The following is a 20,019-nucleotide window of genomic DNA, read 5'->3' as shown; positions in this document are numbered from 1 at the left end:
ACGCATTAAATTGAGAGCCGACCGTCCTACTTAATGTTTTGTTACATACTTATAAATTTTCCCGCCGACCTACTTACTGGCAGTAAATAGTTGGGAGAATCAATACGAACTAACATTAGCGCTGCATACCGAAGCAGCCGAAGCGGCATATCTAAGCGGTGACTTTGACCGGATGGAGACATTAGCATCAGTCGTGGAAAGCTGTGCCAAAACGCTACTGGAAAAAGTGAAGGTATATGAAGTAAAAATAGAAGCTTATATGGCGCAAAATAAGCTACAGGAAGCGCTGAATACAGGGTTGCCAGTCTTAAAGCAGTTGGGGGTAGAGTTTCCCTCCGAGCCAAATTTATCTGATATTGGACAGGCACTAGGAGAAACCGCATCAATTTTGAGCGGAAAGGGAACTGAGGACTTAATCGATCTCCCTCTGATGACAGATACTCAACAACTAGCAACTATAAGGATTCTGTCAAGCCTATTTTCTCCTGCCTACGTAGCGCTGCCGCCACTCGCGCCTTTGGTAATTTGCAAACAGGTCAATTTATCTGTCCAATATGGCAATGCTTCTTTGTCTCCCTATGCTTTTGCCATATATAGTTTTCTTCTCTGTGGGATGGGAGATATTGAGCGGGGCTATCAATTAGGTGAACTTGCTTTACGTCTAGTGTCAAAATTAAATGCCACAGAAATTCAAGCGAAGACATCCGCAATCGTGCATTCTGGTATTCAACCTTGGAAAGAACACCTCAGAAATACCTTAAAACCTTTGCTGTCAGATTATTTTTGTGGGCGGGAAACTGGAGAGTTAGAATTTGCTGGCTATGCTATCTATGAATACAGTTATTATGCGTATTTTATTGGCAAGCAACTAACGCAACTCGAACGAGAGATAGCAAGCTACGCAGATGCCGTTAGTAAAATTCACCAGGAAGCAGCACTTTCTTATCTTAAAATTTGTTGGCAAGCCGTTTTGAACTTGATTGGCAGAGCGCAATACCCATCCCAGTTAAACGGAGAAGCCTACGACGAAGAGACAATGTTGCAACTGTATCAGCGAACCAATAACTACCTGGGGATTCATTACTTATACTTGCACAAACTTGTGCTTTGTTATCTGTTGGAAAATTACCCGGAAGCCTTAAAAAATATCGCTCAAATAGAAAGTTATTTGAGCGCAGCTTCTGGGCAGATAACTGTTGTCCTCTTCTATTTCTACGATTCTCTAGTGCGGCTGGCAGTGTATGCCGATACTCCAGAGTCTGAGCAACAGGAAGTTCTTGACAGAGTACAAGCTAATCAAGAAAAAATCCAGAAATGGGCGCATCATGCCCCCATGAATCATCTGCATAAATTCTATCTAGTAGAGGCCCAACGGCATCGGGTTTTAAACCAAAAAATAGAAGCGCTTGAGATGTACGACAAGGCGATCGCCCTCGCCAAAGAAAACGAATACCTCAACGAGGAAGCTCTAGCTCACGAACTCGCTGCTAAATTCTATTTAGAATGGGGTAAAGAAAAACTGGCAAAACCTTATTTAATTGATGCTTACTATGCTTACGCTCGTTGGGGAGCAAAAGTAAAGATTGACCATTTAGAACAGCGTTATCCCCAATTGCTTGCTGCGATCCTGCAACAGGAGCGAACTCGCCACAATCCGACCGAAACAACTCACACATCCAGCAGTGAATCATCCGTATCTAACACGAATAGAACAATTATCGGTAGCACTAGCAGTTGGGGCTTAGTAGATTTGCCGACAGTAATCAAAGCTTCTCAAGCTCTATCGAGCGAAATTAAACTCGATCAATTGCTCACTACCCTCATGCAAGTGGTGGTAAAGAATGCCGGAGCACAAACCGGAGCATTAATTTTGAATGAAGAGGGAAACTGGAGGATAAACGTCCACTGCACAAACAGCCAAGAGTGCCTTCTGCAATCAATTCCGGTTGAGGAGAGCGAAGTAATTCCTCTCACCATAATCAACTACGTCAAACGTACAAAAGAAACCCTTATTTTTGATGATGCTAGCAATCAACCAAGATTTGCATCTGACCCCTACATAATCCACCACCAACCTCAAAGCCTGCTGTGCACTCCGATCGGCGAGCGAGGGAAAATGATGGGGATTTTGTATTTGGAAAATAATTTAGCAACAGGGGTATTCACGGGCGATCGCGTCGCCATCCTCAACATCCTGTGCTCCCAAGCAGCAATTTCCTTACAAAACGCCAGACTGTATCAACAATCCCAGGAATATGCCCAAAAACTAGAACAGTCTATCCACGATCTCAAACAGATGCAACTGCAATTGGTGCAGGGTGAAAAAATGTCTGCTTTGGGAAATTTAGTCGCAGGGGTAGCCCACGAAATTAACAATCCCGTAGGCTTTATCGCGGGAAATTTGTAACCAGCTCAAGAATACGTGGGAGATTTATTCAATTTGATCGATCTCTATCAAGAAAAATTTCCCAATCCGGGAGGAGAAATTGAAGCAGAAATTGAAGATATGGACTTGGAGTATTTGCGAGAAGATTTGCCCAAATTGATTGGTTCGATGCAGGAAGGAGTCGAGCGAATCCGCAATATCAGTACGAGTTTGAGAACGTTTTCCAGGGCAGATAGCGATCGACCAGTTTCTTTCAATATTCACGACGGACTTGAAAGCACTCTGCTAATTCTCAAGCACCGTTTAAAAGCCAGCGAGTTCCGCCCTGCCATTCAAATTGTGAAAGAGTACGGTAACTTGCCCCTAGTGAAATGCTTTCCCGGCCAGTTAAACCAGGTATTTATGAATGTGCTGGCTAATGCCATTGACGCTCTGGAGGAGTCAAATAAGGGGCGCAGTTTTAAGGAAATTAAAGCCCTACCCAATCAAATCACGGTTCAAACTGCTCTGAGCGAAGACCAAAATCAGGTTTTAATTCGCATTAAGGATAATGGAGTGGGGATGTCGAATGAAGTCAAGGAAAACATCTTTAACCACTTATTCACCACCAAGGCTGTGGGTCAAGGAACCGGATTAGGATTGTCGATAGCCCACCAAATTGTTTTGGAAAAACATGGAGGTACATTAGTAGTCAATTCTTGCCTGGGGCAGGGTTCGGAGTTTGTGATTTGTATTCCGGTGTGAGCAGTTCGTAGTTGCTCTAGCGCAATTAGTGGCGCTTCGCAACTACCAGCCCCGTTATGAGAAGAAACAGCAAACTGGGCACGGGGAACGAGCAACAGGCTAGGGGTTTTCGTGCTAGGAACTAGCGACTAGGGACTAGGGAAACAAAGAATCTAGACTAATTCCCCATCCTCCGCCCGCACCTTATTCGTGCTTGAGACAGCGGTTTGCAACCGCCCGCTTTACCAACTCTCTTCCCTTTTTTATGCCAGGTTTTGAGTTAAGAGTTCCCTTGAGATTTTCAGCCTCTACCTTACCGAAATGAAACCACCTATCATGCTACTGAGATTGTGGAGTAGAATTTCATAATATGATAAGGTGCGCGCACCCTAGGTTAATAAGGTGCGCGCTTGACGCTGAGATGTACGGAGAGGGTGGGATTTGAACCCACGTTGAAGTTGCCTCCAAAGTAGATTTCGAGTCTACCGCATTCAACCGCTCTGCCACCTCTCCAATTGATTTGAGATGTGAGCTAAAAGTATTTTACCGCACAGTGCGCCAGATTGTAAATCATTATAAAAAAGAAGTTTGATTTTCTTCAGATTCCAAAGTGGTCTTAAATCCCGCAGCGGGCGTCCACTGGAGGGCTCCGTCGCGCCCTGTCCAGAATATCTGGGTTTTGCTTTGGCGCAGTTGGGCTGCGGTTTCCGGGTCAATTTCGTCAGTAGAGGCGATCGCCACTTGCGGCCCCACTGCGCTTAACAACTCAGCCGTCAGGGCTTTTCCCGACCACCACAGCACTTGAGCCGGCTTCAAGGTTCCCGTTGCTGCCAATTTTTTTTGCGCTTCCGGTGTCATTTCACCGACGAGCAACCAAGTTCGATTTCCCACCAGGAATTCTACCACCGGAATCTCCGCATTCACCAACTGCAACCGCGTCGAACCCAGATCGACGGTACTGTTAGTTTCTAAAGGAAAGTAAACGCCTTGGCGAGATTGCACAGCCGTAATAAATTCCCGATTGCTGCCACGGTGAATTGGTTTCTGAGCATGGTTATCATAAAATGTTTTAATTGGCAAGCGTGCTAGTAATTTTCCCCAACCACTGCTCAATCCTAAATGACCGTGAGTGGCGATCGCAAAATTCACAGAATTAACTCCTTGCTGCTGCAAAAAAGGCAACACTGTAAACCTTACGGTATTTTCATCACCGCTATTAATTAGCGCCACTTTTCCCCTATCTTGAATTACTAAAACAGGTTCGCCAGATGTCGCCAGCAAAGTAACTTGAAATAAAGATGCTTGAACGTGCCAAGCTGGCAAAACTATGATACTTATTCCCGCCACCAGCGCCAGCGGTAAAATCCAAGCAGATGAAAAACTCGGCAACGCAATAACTCTGCTTTTCCCCTTCTTCCCTTTCCCCTTTTCCTGATTTTTTCCTCGGACTGCTTCCGGCTTCCGTCTTTTTTCTTCCTTCCTCCTTCTATCCGTTACATCCCGTACATTGCTTGTTGCCGAACTTCTTCCCCCGATCCAAACCCAGCAAATTAAACTGTAAAGCGCGATTAGCTGAAACACCGATACTTGACCGACAGCTACAGAATTACCGGGTAATTGCGAGAAATATTGGGCGATCGCAATTAACGCCTTTGCCGGATAGTCCAGCAGTTGTGCTAAAACACTGCCAGCGGGCGGAAAAATCAATCCAGCTAAAGCGCTAACCATCCCCCCAATACTCAAAATCCACAGCAAAGGAGCCGCAATAATATTAACTAAAATGCTGTAAGGTGATACAACGCTAAAAACGTAAAGTAGCAGCGGCAGCACCCAAACTGAAGCGGCGATCGGAACCACAACAATCGAAGCGATCGCGGGTGGCATCCAATCCAACTTTGCCATCAGCGGCGGCGTTGTCACGATTAACCCCAAAGTTGCCAAAAAACTCAGTTGGAAACCTAAATCCCAAATCCACAAAGGGTTAACCAGCAGTAAAATAGTAGCAGCGATTAACAGCAATCCCAGCGGCTTAACTTGGCGGCTGAGAACCAAAGCAAATAATGTTCCAAATCCCATCAAAGCAGCGCGGCATACTGATGGTTCAAAGCCAGTTAATGCCACTAGCAAAAATAAAGCACCGACGCCAAAGCTAAATTGCAATTGTTTGGAAAAACGCCTGGTTAAAGCTAGAACTAAAGCCAAAACCATCGAAACTTGAGTGCCGGAAGCTGCGATCGCGTGGGCCAATCCAGCCTGCACAAAATAGTCGCGGATGTTGTAAGGTAAATCTACTGCTTGTTTGCCGAGGGCGATCGCACTTATCAATGGCCCTTCGGGAACATTTAACTGCGATAATTGCGATCGCACGATCCGCTGCCGCATCGCTTGAATTTTCGATGGCCGCATCCCGCTTGGTTCCAAGAAAGCAGCCGTTTGGCTGTTAACTCGATTTACATCCGCGATCGCCTTTTCTCTCTTCCAGTCAATTTGACGGCCTTTGAGCCCTGCAAAAGCTCCTTCTCTGGCTAAATATGCTTGAAAATTAAAAGCCCCCGGATTTGACGGTGGCTGCGGTTTGTACAAGGAACCCACAACTGCGATCGTATTGTCGGCGTACAAACCCGTTGCTTGCAGCAGGGGAACTGTAACGTAGAGTTTGCCGGATACTGGGCGGTTTACAACTGCTCCTCCCTCGCCGCCGTTGATTTCGCTAACTAAATCTGTTTCTAGCCAAAATTGCGATCGACCCGATCGAGTCAATCGAGGCGTACTGACAACTCTACCGCGAACTGTCACTGCCACTTCTTGAGTGTTTCCAACCGCCGGAATCAGTTTACTGATGTCATCTATTGCTGGTTGGGGCGATCGAACTGCAAAATAAACGCTAGCTAGAAATGCCACCAAACCAGCAACCGCCCACACCCATTTCGCTCTCGGCAGCATCTCCAACAAACTCAAATCTTCCCTCGCATCTAAGGGTGCTTCCAGAGCATTTTCTTTTTGTCGGCTGCGTCTTTTCTTAGTAACTTTGACAGAATTTTTAGTATATTTCCGCAACAATTTCGGCAGGGCGATCGCTACCGTTATTCCCAAAGCAAGTATCCCGTATCTACCCCAAGAAACCGCTGTAGAAATCAATCCCAAAATGTAGGCAAGACAGAAGATGACACCCGTTGCTTGATTCATTAATTAGCAATTTAGAGGGGGAATATTTCAGGGAAACCTATGCACTCCTTACCAAAGAAACCGGGTTTTTCAGCCGGAGTAAAGGGCTAAACGCCGTGAAATCGGGTAAAAAACCCGGTTTCTGGCTACCCGTGCGTAAGTTATGGCAAAAATTCTTTCCTTATATTCTTTCCCTTCCCCTTCCTTTTCTAAATAGACAGCCCCAATTTTAAACCGAAAGCCGCGTGCAGCACCATAAGTGCAAGGGCCGTCGTGCCTAAATAAGCGTGAACCGCGCGCAGTGCCAGCTTATTGCCCCCAAAACCCGTTAGCGAAATCAAGCTGCCAACAGCCAGTAAAACCAGCACTGCCGAACCCGTCCAAAAATGCGGGCTTTCCATCACAGGCTGGTGCTGCATCACCAGCGACAGCAAGCCGCCTGTATAGCCCAAAGCTAGAAACAGAAACATCCACGGTGCAAGCTTGCGGTGATCCGATCGACTTTTGAGTGCGACATCTTTATCGGTGGCCAAACGTCCCTGCCATCCCGTATACCCGACAAAACTGCCCATCGCCACTACCACGATCCCCATCATTACAGGGTGTCCCCAATGGGTAATTGGTTCGGGAATTCCTAGACTGCGAAATTGACTGGCGATGGGTTCTAGAAGTTCGCTTAAATTTACCATTTGATACTGACTCCAAACTTGGCGATAAATATTTTCGGACTAATCATTAAAATATTATAAAATATTAGTGTAGCAAGTGCGATCGTGCACTTCAAAGAGCCGTTTAACCTAACAGCCCAACATTGGCCCGAAGCCTAGATCAACGCAAAACTTAGCCGGCTTGGGCCGGCTGTGAGATGTTTTACAGCAGTGATGCTGCTTCAAGTTAATTATTAGCCCGATCGGCTAAATCTAAGAGCAAAAATAAACGCCATTCGCCCGCACATCACACCCCGTGGGCTGCCTTTTGCCCAATCTTCACAGCCTCATCCTCACTCTGGATGTTAAATTATACCTGCCTGCTCAAAGTTAATTTCAATTCTTTGACTTGTGAATGCCAAAGGGAGAAATTAACATCGCAGCCAACGAGCAGTCACACTTCTACATTTTGCTAATCGTTCTCAAGGGAGAATCAACTGCTGAAAAAAAACTAGAGGTTCCAAGTTTGAGACTTCTGGCATAAAGTATGCCGTCTGCCCAGGATCGCTTCGATCGACCCTCTCAACTAACTCGCTGGGGATTCGGTTTTAGCAGACAAGCAGCAACTTTCTTGCGTCGCCTTCCTCGGAACCGTGCAATCGCTACACTCACTGCGCCGTCGCTAAAGTAGCTTCCGAAGGTTGGATTTGATACTTTACGAGATTTGCCAGTTCTTGTAACTGATTAATCGCTTCTGCACCTTCTAGTTTCATCAGTTCGCGGTCGTCCCGCATCTCAGTCCAAGTGATACCGTAATCTGACACTAAAAATCGAATCAGATGGTTGTCCGTCAAACTGACCATAAATGAGGCACTGTTCATCTGACCCCCGCAAGTGTAGCAGGATGCCAGATAACCCCGATGCTCTAGCACGATCGCTAAAGCCTGGAGGTTCATTACCAAATCTTGAACGAATTTACGGTGTTGTTCTGCAAGTCTCAGAAACACAGTTCTCCTCCTATCACCACACCGTGTATTTTACAGCCCATTTAATAATTTCTTAATAAATGGGTATTTAGGTGCTGGTTCAGTATACGTTTAGTATGCTCAAAAAAAATCGGATTAGCGACCTCTTCAGCCTACCTATACTAGATTAACCGAGTTGCGATCGAAACGAAGTATCAGCAGCAACATTCACCCAAAACAGGCTCTCGCGGGGGACTCCAGCCGGAAAATTTGCCTGCTGTCAGGGCTGATTCAGCCGTTCGAGAACCCAAAGATACAAATAACTAATGATAGTAATGAAATTAGTTAAGTAGAAGAGTTCAATCACCCTGGGGATACTCGTCCCAAAGTGTCGTCGTCTGTCGCAAGCTCCGAAAATCGCCATTCCCCAAAATCAAGTGATCCAGTAGCGGAATCGACAAAAACTGCGCTCCCGCCAGCAACTGTCGCGTCAAAGCAATATCCTCCGGGCTCGGTTCCACAATCCCCGATGGGTGATTGTGCGAGATAATCGCCCGCGTCGCCCCCTGGCGGATCACCTCGCGAAAAATATCCCGTGGGTGAGCCAAAGTTTCCGTGGCTGTGCCGATCGTAATTACCTGAGTACCCAGCAGCCGATTTTTCACATCCAGCAGCACCACAGCAAAACGTTCCTGAGACTGCCACATCAAATCCTGACTCAGGGCATCAGCCGCCGCTTGAGGAGAGTCAACCACAGCCATTTCCGGCGGCCGCGACTGAAACACCCGCTTCCCCAGCTCCACCGCAGCCAAAATCGAAGTCGCCTTAGCAGGGCCAATCCCGTGAATCTGCGTCAACTCCTGAACGCTAATAGTGCGTAGCACAGCCAGAGGATCGCGGTGGTGCAAACTCAACTGATTTAAAATATACTGTCCGAGCCCTACGGCGGAAAGTTTGCCGGGGCCCTGACCAGTGCCCAAAAGAATCGCAATCAATTCTGCTGTCGCCAAACTTTTCGGGCCGCCTGCCATCAGCCGTTCCCGTGGTCGTTCACTCGTTGGCAAATCGGCAATTCTCAAGCTGTAAGTCATAGCTGCACCCGCACCGCAAGCTCAACAATTAGACAATTTTAGCCGATCGATTTGTGTTCTTCAATTCGTACAATCACCGAAAAAAGCCTTCATCATTAACCGAGGCTGTTGGCAGATAAAATCTAACCCAGCGTTTCACAAGCGATCGAGTCTCAATGTCGATCGACCTTAAACCGATCGCCCGGATATGCCTCTAACACTCGCTGCGCTTGGGCTTGACTCGCAAATTGACACTCCCCACGGCTAGAAGCCAGGCCGGGCGGATTTATTCTGACCGGATGATTATATAATAGAACCGGCGCGAGGCTAGGGGACGATCGCCGTTCTATCCAAACTCTGTGCATAGCTCCATGAATTTAATTGAAGCTATTATTGCAGTGTAAGGATTCAGGTCTGAAAAATGGGAATAAACGAGCGGCATAGGCAAGGCACAAGAATGTGCAGAAATAGCCTCACGGAAAAAAGCCATTACTCAACGAGCTTGAAAACGACAGGTTTGAATCACACGAGCAGAGATTAGCCGTTTCCTCAAATCGTTTCATCGAACGATCGCCGCCAAAAACTTTCCGTTTAGTTACAGCTAGCCATAGAGAAAGTTCTGCTAAATTATTATTCGGAGGCACCTAGGGGTCATCCAGAAAATACCACCACTGTTTTGCTTTATCTGGTAAGTATTTGAGCAACAAACCTACCGCATAACCCACAAGAATCAACCAAGTCACCAAAGCTTGATTCAATCTTATTTTGAAATCTTGAGTCCACGAGTTGTAGGTAAGGATCGCAAATTAAATAACATACCATTTTAATTGTTATTGTGGGATGGGCGTCCCGCCCGTCATGAGTGGACGGGCGGGACGCCCATCCCACTTTCAAGAGTGGAAGTTATTTAATTCTCATTCCTAAGCTGTTGTGCATTTAAATTGTATATTGAGGGCGGGTTCTCCTGCCCAACCCCTACTCCCCACACAAGTAAAGATTTATTTGACTGTGCAATTTAAATGCGGATTAGCTTACCCGCACTGAATTGGTAAATACGATCGCCTTCGGCACGATAACTCGCTCTCCCCGATCGCTAATAATTTGAGTTGAACGCAGTAAAATCTTTTCAACAGTACCTTCAAGGCCTTCTACAATTATCCGATCGCCCAATTGAAACGATTCGTGCAACAGCAAAAATATTTCCGCTAAAAAGTATTTGAAGATGTCTCGGAACGCGAAACTAATCGCTACTGAACCAAGTCCTAACCAACTGATGATATTTGCAGGCGGCCAAGCTGAGAACGCAATCGCGCGGGCGATCGAACTGCCATCCGCCCAAGTGAGAGTGTCAATCGATTTTAGATTTTAGATTTTAGATTAAAGAATTGAAGCCTTGACCCCACGGATAAATTCGGGGGCTTGTATCCTGGATGCTTGATTGTCAAATAATTCAACAATGCCACGCTAACACAAAAGATTGAGCTCGATCGCCCGACAAGAATGTTTGACTCTCACGGTGCGGGTGACTCCATCGACTCGTTCGCTAATCATTAAAACCCAATCAAAATTTAAGATTAGCAGCGCCGACCCCGATCGAGTAAAATCACAGCACTTGCCCGCCGATGGGTTAATCTGTTAAAACTAACAAAGTTTGATGATTTCTGAGAAATAACATACATGGTTGCTACATCCGTCAAGATTAAACACGAAGTCAAAGACTTGTCCCTCGCCCCCTTGGGAAAGCAACGCATCGAGTGGGCCGGCCGGGAAATGCCCGTTTTGCGACAAATTCAAGAACGCTTCGCTAAAGAAAAGCCTTTCGCTGGCATTCGCTTGGCTGCTTGCTGCCACGTAACCACAGAAACCGCTCATTTGGCAATCGCCATCAAACTCGGCGGTGGCGACGCCGTACTGATCGCCAGCAACCCCTTGAGCACTCAAGATGACGTAGCGGCTTGCTTAGTTGAAGACTACGGCATTTCCGTCTTCGCCCTCAAAGGAGAAGACGCCGCTACCTACGAACGTCACGTCTACACAGCCCTAGACCACCGCCCCAATATTATTATCGACGACGGCAGCGACGTGGTAGCGGCACTAATCCAGCACCGCCCGAACCAAATTGCCGACTTAATCGGAACTACCGAAGAAACTACCACAGGCATCGTGCGCCTGCGGGCCATGTTGAAAGACGGCGTGCTGACTTTCCCCGCAATGAACGTCAACGACGCCGACACCAAGCACTTCTTCGACAACCGCTACGGTACCGGTCAATCTACCCTAGACGGCATTATCCGCGCTACCAATATTTTGTTAGCCGGTAAAACTATTGTGGTTGCAGGTTACGGTTGGTGCGGCAAAGGCACGGCACTCCGCGCCCGCGGCATGGGTGCTAACGTAATTGTCACCGAAATCGATCCGATTCGGGCGATCGAAGCAGTGATGGACGGTTTCCGCGTCATGCCGATGGACGAAGCAGCAACAGTCGGAGATATATTCATTACCGTTACCGGCAACAAACACGTCATTCGTGCCGAACATTTCGAGACAATGAAAGACGGGGCAATTGTTTGCAATTCCGGTCACTTCGACATTGAAATTGACCTCAAATCCCTCGGCGCAAAAAGCACCGACGTGAAAACAGTCCGGTCTTTCACTCAAGAATATCATCTCAATAACGGCAAGTCGATTATTGTCTTGGGCGAAGGTCGTTTGATCAACTTGGCAGCAGCCGAAGGACACCCCAGCGCCGTGATGGATATGAGCTTTGCTAACCAAGCTTTAGCCTGCGAATATCTAGTTACGAACAAAGGCAAACTCGAACCCGGTATTCACTCAATTCCCGTGGAAGTTGACAAAGAAATTGCCCGTCTCAAATTGGAAGCAATGGGTATTCACATTGATACCTTGACAGCAGAACAAATTGAGTACACAAACTCTTGGACTTCGGGTACTTAATCATAGTATTCTCGTTCCCAGGCTCTGCCGGGGAATGAATTGAGCAAGGCTCTGCCTCCCTCATGGGGAGTCGAGGCAGAGCCTCTCGATATGTGTTCCCAGGCAGAGCCTAGGAACGACCAATGACTAATGACTTCTTCTTACCAAATTAGGGACTCAAAATGGTTGAATGGATAACTAACACAATGCAGTCGATGGGCTATTTCGGAATAGGGCTGTTGATGTTTTTAGAAAATCTTTTCCCCCCCATACCCTCAGAATTGATTATGCCGCTGGCAGGATTCACGGTATTCCAGAACCGAATGGAGTTTTCACCGGCGATCGCAGCAGGAGTAATCGGTACAGTTTTGGGGGCGCTTCCCTGGTACTATGCAGGTAAATTATTGAGCGAAGAACGCTTGAGAAATTTAGCCGACAAATACGGCAAGTGGATTACTGTATCGGGGGCCGATATTGACAAAGCAAATAGATGGTTTAACAGACACGGCAACAAAGCCGTGTTTTTGTGTCGCCTAGTACCCGGAGTTCGCACCCTAATTTCCCTGCCCGCTGGCATCAATAATATGCCTTTAATTCCTTTTTTACTATACTCAACAGCAGGTACTCTTTTATGGGTAAGTTTCCTGACTTTTGCCGGATATAAATTAGGGCAAAATTATACACTTGTAGAGGATTATCTGGCACCGGTTTCCAAAATAGTTGTGGTGATTATTGTCATTTGGTGTATTTTGTGGGTATTGAAGAAGAATATGCAGAAGGAAAAATATCGCAAATAAATGCAAAATTTGTGAAAATAATCTGCCTTTAGTTGCGTTCATCGGCTACAATAACCATTTTGACCCCACCCAAAAACGCATACAACTTTCTGACAGAAGTCGTGCGCGATCAACCCAAAATTTTAGACTAAGGTTCAACCTCCCCGATTAATCAGGGGAGTAAATCTAAAAATCTCAAATGTAAAATCTAAAATCCACTGACTTGTTTCCAGCATCCTCTCAACCGTAGCGCTGAAAGATAGAGAGGGAAATTTGATAGAAAATTCTGCTATATTGGCTACTTTTTTAAATTAACTTTTAAATGGGCGATCGCCCAAAAGTCACAGTGACGGGCCGCCGATCGCCCAAAAATCCAACTTAAATTTATACAAATATTTAGGATTGGTGGAGGTTTAGGCAGATAATCGTGGCAAAATAGGGAACATTCCTATCCGCGCTGTTAAGATATGTACGAAAAGATTGTAGCCCCGACAACAGGTTCTAAAATTACTTTCTCTGACGGTTTGCCGATCGTCCCCAATGACCCGATTATTCCCTTCATTCGCGGCGACGGTACGGGCGTTGACTTGTGGCCTGCATCCCAGAAAGTCATGGATGCTGCGGTAGAAAAGGCTTACGGGGGCGATCGAAAAATCAACTGGTTTAAAATCTATGTAGGCGACGAAGCTTGCGATGTCTACGGTACTTACCAATATCTGCCCCAAGATTCCTTAGACGCCATCAAAGAATACGGAGTCGCCATCAAAGGGCCGCTGACAACGCCCGTAGGCGGCGGCATTCGATCGCTAAACGTAGCTTTGCGGCAAATCTTTGACCTTTACGCCTGCGTGCGGCCCTGCAAATATTATGCTGGAACACCATCGCTACACAAAACTCCAGAACTCCTAGACGTAATTATTTACCGGGAAAATACAGAAGATATTTACCTCGGAATTGAATGGGCCAAAGGCAGCGAAATTGGCAAAAAATTGATTGAATTCCTCAATAATGAGTTAATTCCCGCAACACCAGAACACGGCCAAAAACAAATTCGCCTCGATTCGGGAATCGGAATTAAACCCATTAGCAAAACAGGTTCTCAGCGTTTAGTACGGCGCGCCATTACCCACGCTTTACGGTTGCCGAAAGATAAGCAGCAAGTGACTTTGGTGCACAAAGGCAACATCATGAAATATACTGAAGGAGCTTTCCGAGATTGGGGTTATGAATTAGCAACCACCGAATTTCGCCAACAGTGCGTAACGGAAAGAGAGTCTTGGATTCTGGGCAACAAAGAAAAAAATCCCGACATTACCTTAGAAGATAATGCTCGCCAAATAGATCCGGGATACGATGCTTTGACTCCAGAAAAACAAGCAAAAATTCGTCAAGAAGTCGCCGACGTTCTGTTTGCAATTTGGGACAGTCACGGCAGCGGCCAGTGGAAAGAAAAAATCATGGTCAACGACCGAATTGCTGACAGTATTTTCCAACAAATTCAAACCAGGCCAGCAGAGTATTCGATTTTGGCAACAATGAATCTGAACGGGGATTATTTGTCCGATGCGGCCGCCGCCATTGTCGGCGGATTGGGCATGGGCCCTGGTGCGAATATTGGTGATGAATGTGCAGTTTTTGAGGCGACTCACGGCACTGCACCGAAACACGCTGGTTTGGATAAAGTTAATCCCGGTTCCCTGATTTTGTCCGGGGTGATGATGTTAGAATACATGGGATGGCAGGAAGCAGCCGACTTGATTAAGAAGGGTTTGGGAGCGGCAATTTCTAACGGTGAAGTTACTTATGATTTGGCGAGGTTGATGGAGCCGCCGGTGCCTGAGTTGAAGTGTTCTGAGTTTGCTGAGGCAATTATTAAGCATTTCGCCGATTGAGTTTGAGGGCTTTTTTTGAACGGGCTAGAAGCCCGTTCCACAACCAGTAAACTTGCTTTGTGGGGAGTAGGGGTTGGACACGCGAGCCCGCCCCCTGTTTATTAAGAACGGGCTAGAAGCCCGTTCCACCTCACATCTTGCACCATTGTCAAGAACAGGCTTTCCGGCCTGTTCCACAAAGAGGGAATTTTCTCGCTTCACAGGCCGGAAAGCCTGTTCCTAAAAAGCTTATTGAGAATGGTGCAACCTCTGAGTTCCACAAAAGTCAACTTGCTTGTGGGGTGTCCCGCCCACCCGAAAATACAATTTAGATGCGGGTTTTATAATGATGGAACAGCCATGCCGCGCTCAACGGCGGGACGCTTCTGCAAGGTTTCTACCCAACGTTTGAGGTGGGGGTGGTTGTCGAGGGTTAATCCTTGAAATTCGTAAATAGCAACCCACGGATAGGTAGCAATGTCGGCAATTGAATAGTCGCCGCAGATGTATTCGTATTTTGCTAGTTGAGTGTCTAATACTCCGTAGAGGCGCAAGGTTTCTTTTTCGTAACGCCCAATCGCATAGGGAATTTGTTCGGGTGCAAAGCGTTTGAAGTGGTTTAGCTGACCAAACATCGGGCCGACGCTGGCCATTTGAAACATCAGCCATTCCATAACTTGAAAGTATTTTTGTTTGTCTGCGGGCAGAAATCTGCCGCTTTTTTCGGCAAGATAGATGAGGATGGCGCCGGACTCGAAGACGGTGATGCCGTTATCTCGATCGACTATCGCCGGAATTTTGCTGTTGGGGTTGATGGCGATGAACTCTGGGCTAAATTGGTCGTTTTTTGTGATGTCGATGACGTGGACGTTGTAGGGTAAACCTATTTCTTCGAGCATGATCGAGGCTTTGCGGCCGTTCGGTGTGGTAAAAGTGTACAGGTCGATCATAAGTTGTCCGCCTTTTCTCAAGCAGGTATAAACTATATTATAATAATTTCAGGCAAATAGCTAATCATAATGGATATTATTGAAATTCTCAAAGACGATTATCAAAGATTTCCCGATAATCAGACTTACAGTATCTATGCAAAAGATGTTTATTTTGAAGATCCGGTGAATCGATTTACAGGAGTCGATCGCTACCGCAAAATGATCGGGTTTATGGGTACTTTTTTTCAGGATGTAAATCTCGATTTGCACGGCATTTCGCGATCGGGAGATACTATAGACACTCGCTGGACTCTGAGCTGGATCGCACCGCTACCTTGGAAACCGAAAATGGCGATCGCCGGTAGGAGCGAACTGAAAGTCAACAGCGACGGTTTAATTGTTTCTCACATCGATTATTGGGACTGTTCGCGGTTGGATGTGCTCAAACAGCTTGTATTTCCTGTGAAAACTAATGTTTGAGAATTTTTATTAGGTTTGTTAGCAATAAAAAATGGTGTTTCAAGAGCGATCGCCCTTTTTTAACCGCAGATATTAGCAGATAAACACAGATGAACGCTGATGGATTTTTATGTGTCGCAATTGATATCTGAAATAAATAATTTTAAGTTATCTTGACATGGCAGCAATTTCGTGAATTAGCGAAAATGTGCTGTGTCCGCCGGCTGCTTGTCGCAAAAATTAATTCCCCCACTAAATTAATCTCTGTTACAGAACGTTACAATAAAGAAGTAAAGAATTTTCAGGCGAGCTAAACAATCAATGCGCTTAATATTAATGACTGGAAAAGGCGGCGTCGGCAAAACCTCTGTAGCCGCTGCGACAGGGCTGCGGTGTGCCGAATTGGGATACAAAACCCTAGTGCTGAGCACAGATCCCGCTCACTCTTTAGCCGACAGCTTCGACATGGAACTCGGGCACGATTCGCGGCTGGTGAAACCGAATTTGTGGGGAGCAGAATTAGACGCTCTCAGGGAATTAGAAGGCAATTGGGGAGCAGTTAAGCGCTACATTACTCAAGTCTTGCGTGCCCAGGGACTCGAAGGGGTGCAAGCTGAAGAATTAGCCATCTTGCCAGGAATCGATGAAATCTTCGGTTTAGTGCGAATGAAGCGGCATTACGACGAAGGAGAATTTGATGTTTTAATTATCGATTCTGCCCCAACTGGCACTGCATTGAGGCTGCTAAGTTTGCCGGAAGTTGGCGGCTGGTACATGAGAAAATTTTACAAGCCCCTGCAAGGCATATCTGCTGCCCTTAGACCTTTAGTCGAACCTATTTTTAGACCGATTGCGGGTTTTTCTTTGCCAGACAAAGAGGTGATGGATGCACCTTACGAATTTTACGAACAAATTGAGGCTTTGGAAAAGATTTTAACTGACAATACTGTAACTTCGGTAAGGTTAGTTACCAATCCCGAAAAAATGGTAATTAAAGAGTCTCTGCGGGCTCATGCCTATTTGAGTTTGTACAATGTAGCCACAGATTTAGTAGTAGCCAACCGGATTATTCCCGCAGAAGTAACCGATCCATTTTTCAAACGGTGGAAAGAAAGCCAGGAGCAGTACCGTCAGGAAATCCACTCGGATTTCATGCCGCTGCCAGTTAAAGAAGTGCCGCTTTATTCCGAAGAAATGTGCGGTTTGCCCGCTTTGGAACGCTTGAAAGAAACGCTTTATGCCAATGAAGATCCCAGTCAAGTTTATTACACAGAAAATACGATTAGGGTTGTTCAGGACAATAATCAATATGTTCTAGAACTGTACTTGCCGGGAATTGCCAAGGATCAGATTCAGTTGACCAAAACTGGAGATGAGTTGAATGTTCGGATTGGCAATCACCGCCGCAATATGGTGTTGCCGCAAGCTTTAGCGGCGCTGCAACCTTCGGGGGCGAAGATGGAGGAGGATTATTTGAAAATTAAGTTTGCTTAACAGTTCGCGATCGCACTCCGACTCCTCGAAACCGGGTTTTTCACGCTCATCTGCGGTAACAGCGAAGTATTTCGTAAAAAACCCGGTTTCTGCATACCCAGCCGACTTACCCATATGTCTCTACCAACTTAAAATCAGTGGCAATCCCGATCGCAAATCTACAGCATATTCCATGTATATGCGATACACACAATATTGCGAGATCCCGTGTAAGGTGCGTCGCCATTTATAATCTGCAAGTTTTATCCAAGATATCGCAGCGACGCACCCTACCAAACTATCAACCTAAAAAACCCGGTTTCTCCCTTGAGATATTGACGCATAAACCGGGTTTTTGACCTCGCGTGCAGGTATCGAGCTATTCAGCAGACTTACGCCATTCTTGTCCAAGGCGAACTGCTTTGTCAAAAGTAGGATGGTTGCGTCTGCGTTTATGAGACAGTGAGTTTTGTAATGGTATCAATTCCGATTGTACCGGAATGATTTAACCGCAGAGGGCGCAGAGGGCGCAGAGTCTGCAGAAGAGAGAGATGAATAATTCCGATGTCAACGGATTTGATATGAGATGCTGCTGGCTAGATACAATTAACATGATTTAGCATGAACGACTTCCTTTAATGCCTCATCAATCACTGCATCGCTGACACCTCGACGCTTCAAACTTGCTACTAAGGCTGTTACTGTCTCGCTCTCAAATCGTTCTAAATCAACGCGCAAACCTTGACCGATATAAGCACGAATTAATGGCCGATCACCCGAAAAACCCAACAATGGTGCAACTTTCTTTAGATCTTCCACAACATCTTCGGGCATACGAATCGTCACGCTAGTCATTGGACGGTTGCGGTCTAATCGCTGCTTTAATGCTTCAATCTTCATACTCTGCCCTCTCCTGACGAGTTGCTTTACGTGATGAAATAAGTTGCGGCTCTTTTGCCCGTAAACAATTCCCTATTATAAGCCCCACCGATTATCTTAGAAAATCAGTAATTTTATTCCATTTCATGACTTCTGCCAAATCAATCGCCGTAAACCCATCAGGATTCTTAATCATCTTATCTGCCCCATACTTTAATAATAATTTAACTGGAGTTAAGTTGCCAGCCAATGCCTCATATTGCAGCATAGTCCAACCATATTCATCAATTTGATTGACAATAGTAGGATTTTCACTTAATGCACCATCAATTTTGGCCGCCATATTCTCACTCATTGGATGCTCGCCGATTTCATATTCATCATTATTTCTTGACTCTTTATTTAAATAGCTATCTGGAACAATTCGGATTTCTCTCGGATCGCCGAATTCCAAACCCCAAGCATCATCATGCACGCGCCTTCTAGCGCTATTCATTGTAAGCCGTATTGCATTAACAGTATATGCACCATAAACCATCCCATCAATAGAATATATCCAATCATTGATATCGTTGAAGCCCATCACAATCTGGTCGCCCGATCCAATTCCATCTATCCATCTCGGATCGTTTAATAAATCTCCACTAACTTTCAGACCATCAAAATTAACATTCTCCACCCACATATGTTCAACTGATGGTGCAGAATCCGTCACCTTTCCCGTCGGAAATCCAAGTTTTACTGCACTTATATCCAGCCCAGGAATTATCCGCCGCCTTTCCCATGACAACTCACGCCAAAAATATTTAAATGATTCGCGTGCCTTCTTGCTAGCAAGATTTATATCCGGGTCATTACCCTGAAATCGATAAAGATTTTGACTCATTTACCACTCCGCAGTTGATTGTTCGAGGTACTTCTAATATTAATATACATCCTAAGCAGGTTAAGTATATCAAGGGAAAGGGATGAAAAGAATTCGACCTTCATATTCATCAGGCTGACTGCAACAAATAAATAGTTCTAAATCATCAATGATCTTACCAATGGGTGCTGTTGCAATAACCTCAATAACTCCAAGCATAGGTAGTCCTTGATTGACTCGCTCGCAGGCATACCTCGTAATAGTGGCCACATCATGGGTAAGTAAGATGCGTCCTTCATTAGCCGCCCATTATAAAATATCTGGATCGTCAGTGTGAATCAGCCCTACATCTTGGACACGAACAATATCTAATTCAGGCAAACGTCTCACCAGCCCACGCAATATGGCTCCATTAAAATTTTCATCAGTTAGAAGGCGCACTTGGTATCGACTCCCCTTTTGACTGATAACGAGTAAGCAAACGTTGTCTCAGCTCAACTAAGTTGTGTTTTTGAGAAAGTTCTTGTCTCAGTTGCTGAGATTGTTGGCTGCGCTGTTCCAAATAACTGTCAATTTCCTGACGATGGTTGAGATAGTAAGCAATGGTACTGTATATGTCTTCTAAGCGAACAACTGAATACTGAATAGCGATTTCTTCGGGAGTGGAGCCATTGTGGTATGAAGCAAGTATGCTATCTAGGGTGACTCGACTCGAACCTATACGGATACCTCCCGCTTCATCCCAACGGAAAGGGGGAGAGGTTGCTTGGAATTTTGCTGGGGCGCTCATTAAGGACATATAGTGCCTGACTTGAACTGTATAAAAACATTGTAGCAAGATGTCTAACGCTTTGCGTCGGTTCTAGCCCTGTCG

Annotated in this window: 18 protein-coding genes, 1 tRNA gene and 1 pseudogene; 7 read left to right on the top strand and 13 right to left on the bottom strand. The window is 45.8% G+C overall.

The window, feature by feature from the left end; translation table 11 throughout:
* Positions 1 to 172 precede the first annotated feature (172 nt).
* Together QUA50_RS14265 and QUA50_RS14260 are read left to right on the top strand one after the other, a co-directional pair.
* The gene (locus tag QUA50_RS14265; RefSeq protein WP_333267120.1) at positions 173 to 2,407 is read left to right on the top strand and encodes a GAF domain-containing protein; all 2,235 of its coding nucleotides are present in this window, start codon (positions 173 to 175) and stop codon (positions 2,405 to 2,407) included.
* 15 nt (positions 2,408 to 2,422) lie between these two features.
* On the top strand, positions 2,423 to 3,130 hold the full coding sequence (locus tag QUA50_RS14260; protein WP_333380146.1) for an ATP-binding protein: 708 nt from the start codon (positions 2,423 to 2,425) through the stop codon (positions 3,128 to 3,130).
* A 405-nt stretch (positions 3,131 to 3,535) separates the two neighbouring features.
* Here the strand turns inward: QUA50_RS14260 and QUA50_RS14255 are convergent.
* From QUA50_RS14255 to QUA50_RS14220, 8 genes and pseudogenes are all read right to left on the bottom strand, one after another.
* A tRNA-Ser gene (locus tag QUA50_RS14255) sits at positions 3,536 to 3,622 on the bottom strand.
* A gap of 60 nt (positions 3,623 to 3,682) precedes the next feature.
* Positions 3,683 to 6,295, bottom strand: coding sequence for a ComEC/Rec2 family competence protein (locus tag QUA50_RS14250; RefSeq protein WP_333267124.1), 2,613 nt, complete (start codon positions 6,293 to 6,295; stop codon positions 3,683 to 3,685).
* Between the two features lie 188 nt (positions 6,296 to 6,483).
* Positions 6,484 to 6,963, bottom strand: coding sequence for a DUF4079 domain-containing protein (locus QUA50_RS14245; RefSeq protein WP_015176986.1), 480 nt, complete (start codon positions 6,961 to 6,963; stop codon positions 6,484 to 6,486).
* A 626-nt stretch (positions 6,964 to 7,589) separates the two neighbouring features.
* Positions 7,590 to 7,928, bottom strand: a complete 339-nt coding sequence (locus QUA50_RS14240) for a DUF1815 family protein (protein ID WP_015176985.1) — start codon at positions 7,926 to 7,928, stop codon at positions 7,590 to 7,592.
* Between the two features lie 317 nt (positions 7,929 to 8,245).
* Positions 8,246 to 8,977 carry a RadC family protein gene (gene radC / locus QUA50_RS14235; RefSeq protein ID WP_333267126.1) on the bottom strand — a complete coding sequence of 244 codons (732 nt, stop codon included), beginning with the start codon at positions 8,975 to 8,977 and terminating at the stop codon, positions 8,246 to 8,248.
* A gap of 152 nt (positions 8,978 to 9,129) precedes the next feature.
* The gene (locus QUA50_RS14230) at positions 9,130 to 9,321 is read right to left on the bottom strand and encodes a hypothetical protein (protein WP_333298731.1); all 192 of its coding nucleotides are present in this window, start codon (positions 9,319 to 9,321) and stop codon (positions 9,130 to 9,132) included.
* A 131-nt stretch (positions 9,322 to 9,452) separates the two neighbouring features.
* Positions 9,453 to 9,678 (bottom strand): annotated as a pseudogene (locus QUA50_RS14225) (IS66 family transposase); the annotation flags it as partial.
* A gap of 304 nt (positions 9,679 to 9,982) precedes the next feature.
* Entirely contained in the window at positions 9,983 to 10,180 is a 198-nt protein-coding gene (locus QUA50_RS14220) for a mechanosensitive ion channel domain-containing protein (RefSeq protein WP_333298732.1), read from the bottom strand.
* Positions 10,181 to 10,633: 453 nt separating this feature from the next.
* On the opposite strand from QUA50_RS14220, the gene ahcY reads away from it, so the two are divergent.
* The 3 genes from ahcY (at position 10,634) to QUA50_RS14205 (ending at position 14,558) form a co-directional block, all read left to right on the top strand.
* Complete coding sequence (gene ahcY / locus QUA50_RS14215; protein ID WP_333265008.1) at positions 10,634 to 11,911, top strand: adenosylhomocysteinase; 1,278 nt, start codon at positions 10,634 to 10,636, stop codon at positions 11,909 to 11,911.
* Between the two features lie 161 nt (positions 11,912 to 12,072).
* On the top strand, positions 12,073 to 12,687 hold the full coding sequence (locus tag QUA50_RS14210) for a DedA family protein (protein WP_333265009.1): 615 nt from the start codon (positions 12,073 to 12,075) through the stop codon (positions 12,685 to 12,687).
* A 446-nt stretch (positions 12,688 to 13,133) separates the two neighbouring features.
* A complete protein-coding gene (locus QUA50_RS14205; RefSeq protein ID WP_333265010.1) occupies positions 13,134 to 14,558 on the top strand; it encodes an NADP-dependent isocitrate dehydrogenase in 1,425 nt (474 codons plus the stop codon).
* A gap of 320 nt (positions 14,559 to 14,878) precedes the next feature.
* Here QUA50_RS14205 and QUA50_RS14200 read toward each other — a convergent pair whose 3' ends face one another.
* Positions 14,879 to 15,487: a glutathione S-transferase N-terminal domain-containing protein gene (locus QUA50_RS14200; RefSeq protein WP_333265011.1), complete on the bottom strand. Its 609-nt coding sequence runs from the start codon at positions 15,485 to 15,487 to the stop codon at positions 14,879 to 14,881.
* Positions 15,488 to 15,556: 69 nt separating this feature from the next.
* Between QUA50_RS14200 and QUA50_RS14195 the strand changes: the two genes are divergently transcribed.
* Positions 15,557 to 15,949, top strand: coding sequence for a DUF2358 domain-containing protein (locus QUA50_RS14195; protein ID WP_333265012.1), 393 nt, complete (start codon positions 15,557 to 15,559; stop codon positions 15,947 to 15,949).
* 300 nt (positions 15,950 to 16,249) lie between these two features.
* Entirely contained in the window at positions 16,250 to 17,422 is a 1,173-nt protein-coding gene (locus QUA50_RS14190; protein ID WP_333265013.1) for a TRC40/GET3/ArsA family transport-energizing ATPase, read from the top strand.
* 585 nt (positions 17,423 to 18,007) lie between these two features.
* Here the strand turns inward: QUA50_RS14190 and QUA50_RS14185 are convergent.
* From QUA50_RS14185 to QUA50_RS14170, 4 genes are all read right to left on the bottom strand, one after another.
* The gene (locus QUA50_RS14185) at positions 18,008 to 18,301 is read right to left on the bottom strand and encodes a hypothetical protein (protein ID WP_333265014.1); all 294 of its coding nucleotides are present in this window, start codon (positions 18,299 to 18,301) and stop codon (positions 18,008 to 18,010) included.
* Positions 18,302 to 18,392: 91 nt separating this feature from the next.
* Entirely contained in the window at positions 18,393 to 19,166 is a 774-nt protein-coding gene (locus tag QUA50_RS14180) for a DUF2314 domain-containing protein (RefSeq protein WP_333265015.1), read from the bottom strand.
* 69 nt (positions 19,167 to 19,235) lie between these two features.
* Positions 19,236 to 19,364: a hypothetical protein gene (locus tag QUA50_RS14175; protein WP_333298730.1), complete on the bottom strand. Its 129-nt coding sequence runs from the start codon at positions 19,362 to 19,364 to the stop codon at positions 19,236 to 19,238.
* Between the two features lie 205 nt (positions 19,365 to 19,569).
* Entirely contained in the window at positions 19,570 to 19,944 is a 375-nt protein-coding gene (locus QUA50_RS14170; RefSeq protein WP_015177945.1) for a DUF433 domain-containing protein, read from the bottom strand.
* Positions 19,945 to 20,019 lie beyond the last annotated feature (75 nt).

Origin of the sequence: Microcoleus sp. M2_D5, assembly GCF_036701935.1 — a bacterium.
In the GTDB taxonomy this organism is placed as follows: domain Bacteria; phylum Cyanobacteriota; class Cyanobacteriia; order Cyanobacteriales; family Microcoleaceae; genus Microcoleus.
The sequence above is the reverse complement of the archived record's forward strand: the minus strand, read 5'-3'. Positions and strand labels throughout refer to the sequence as shown.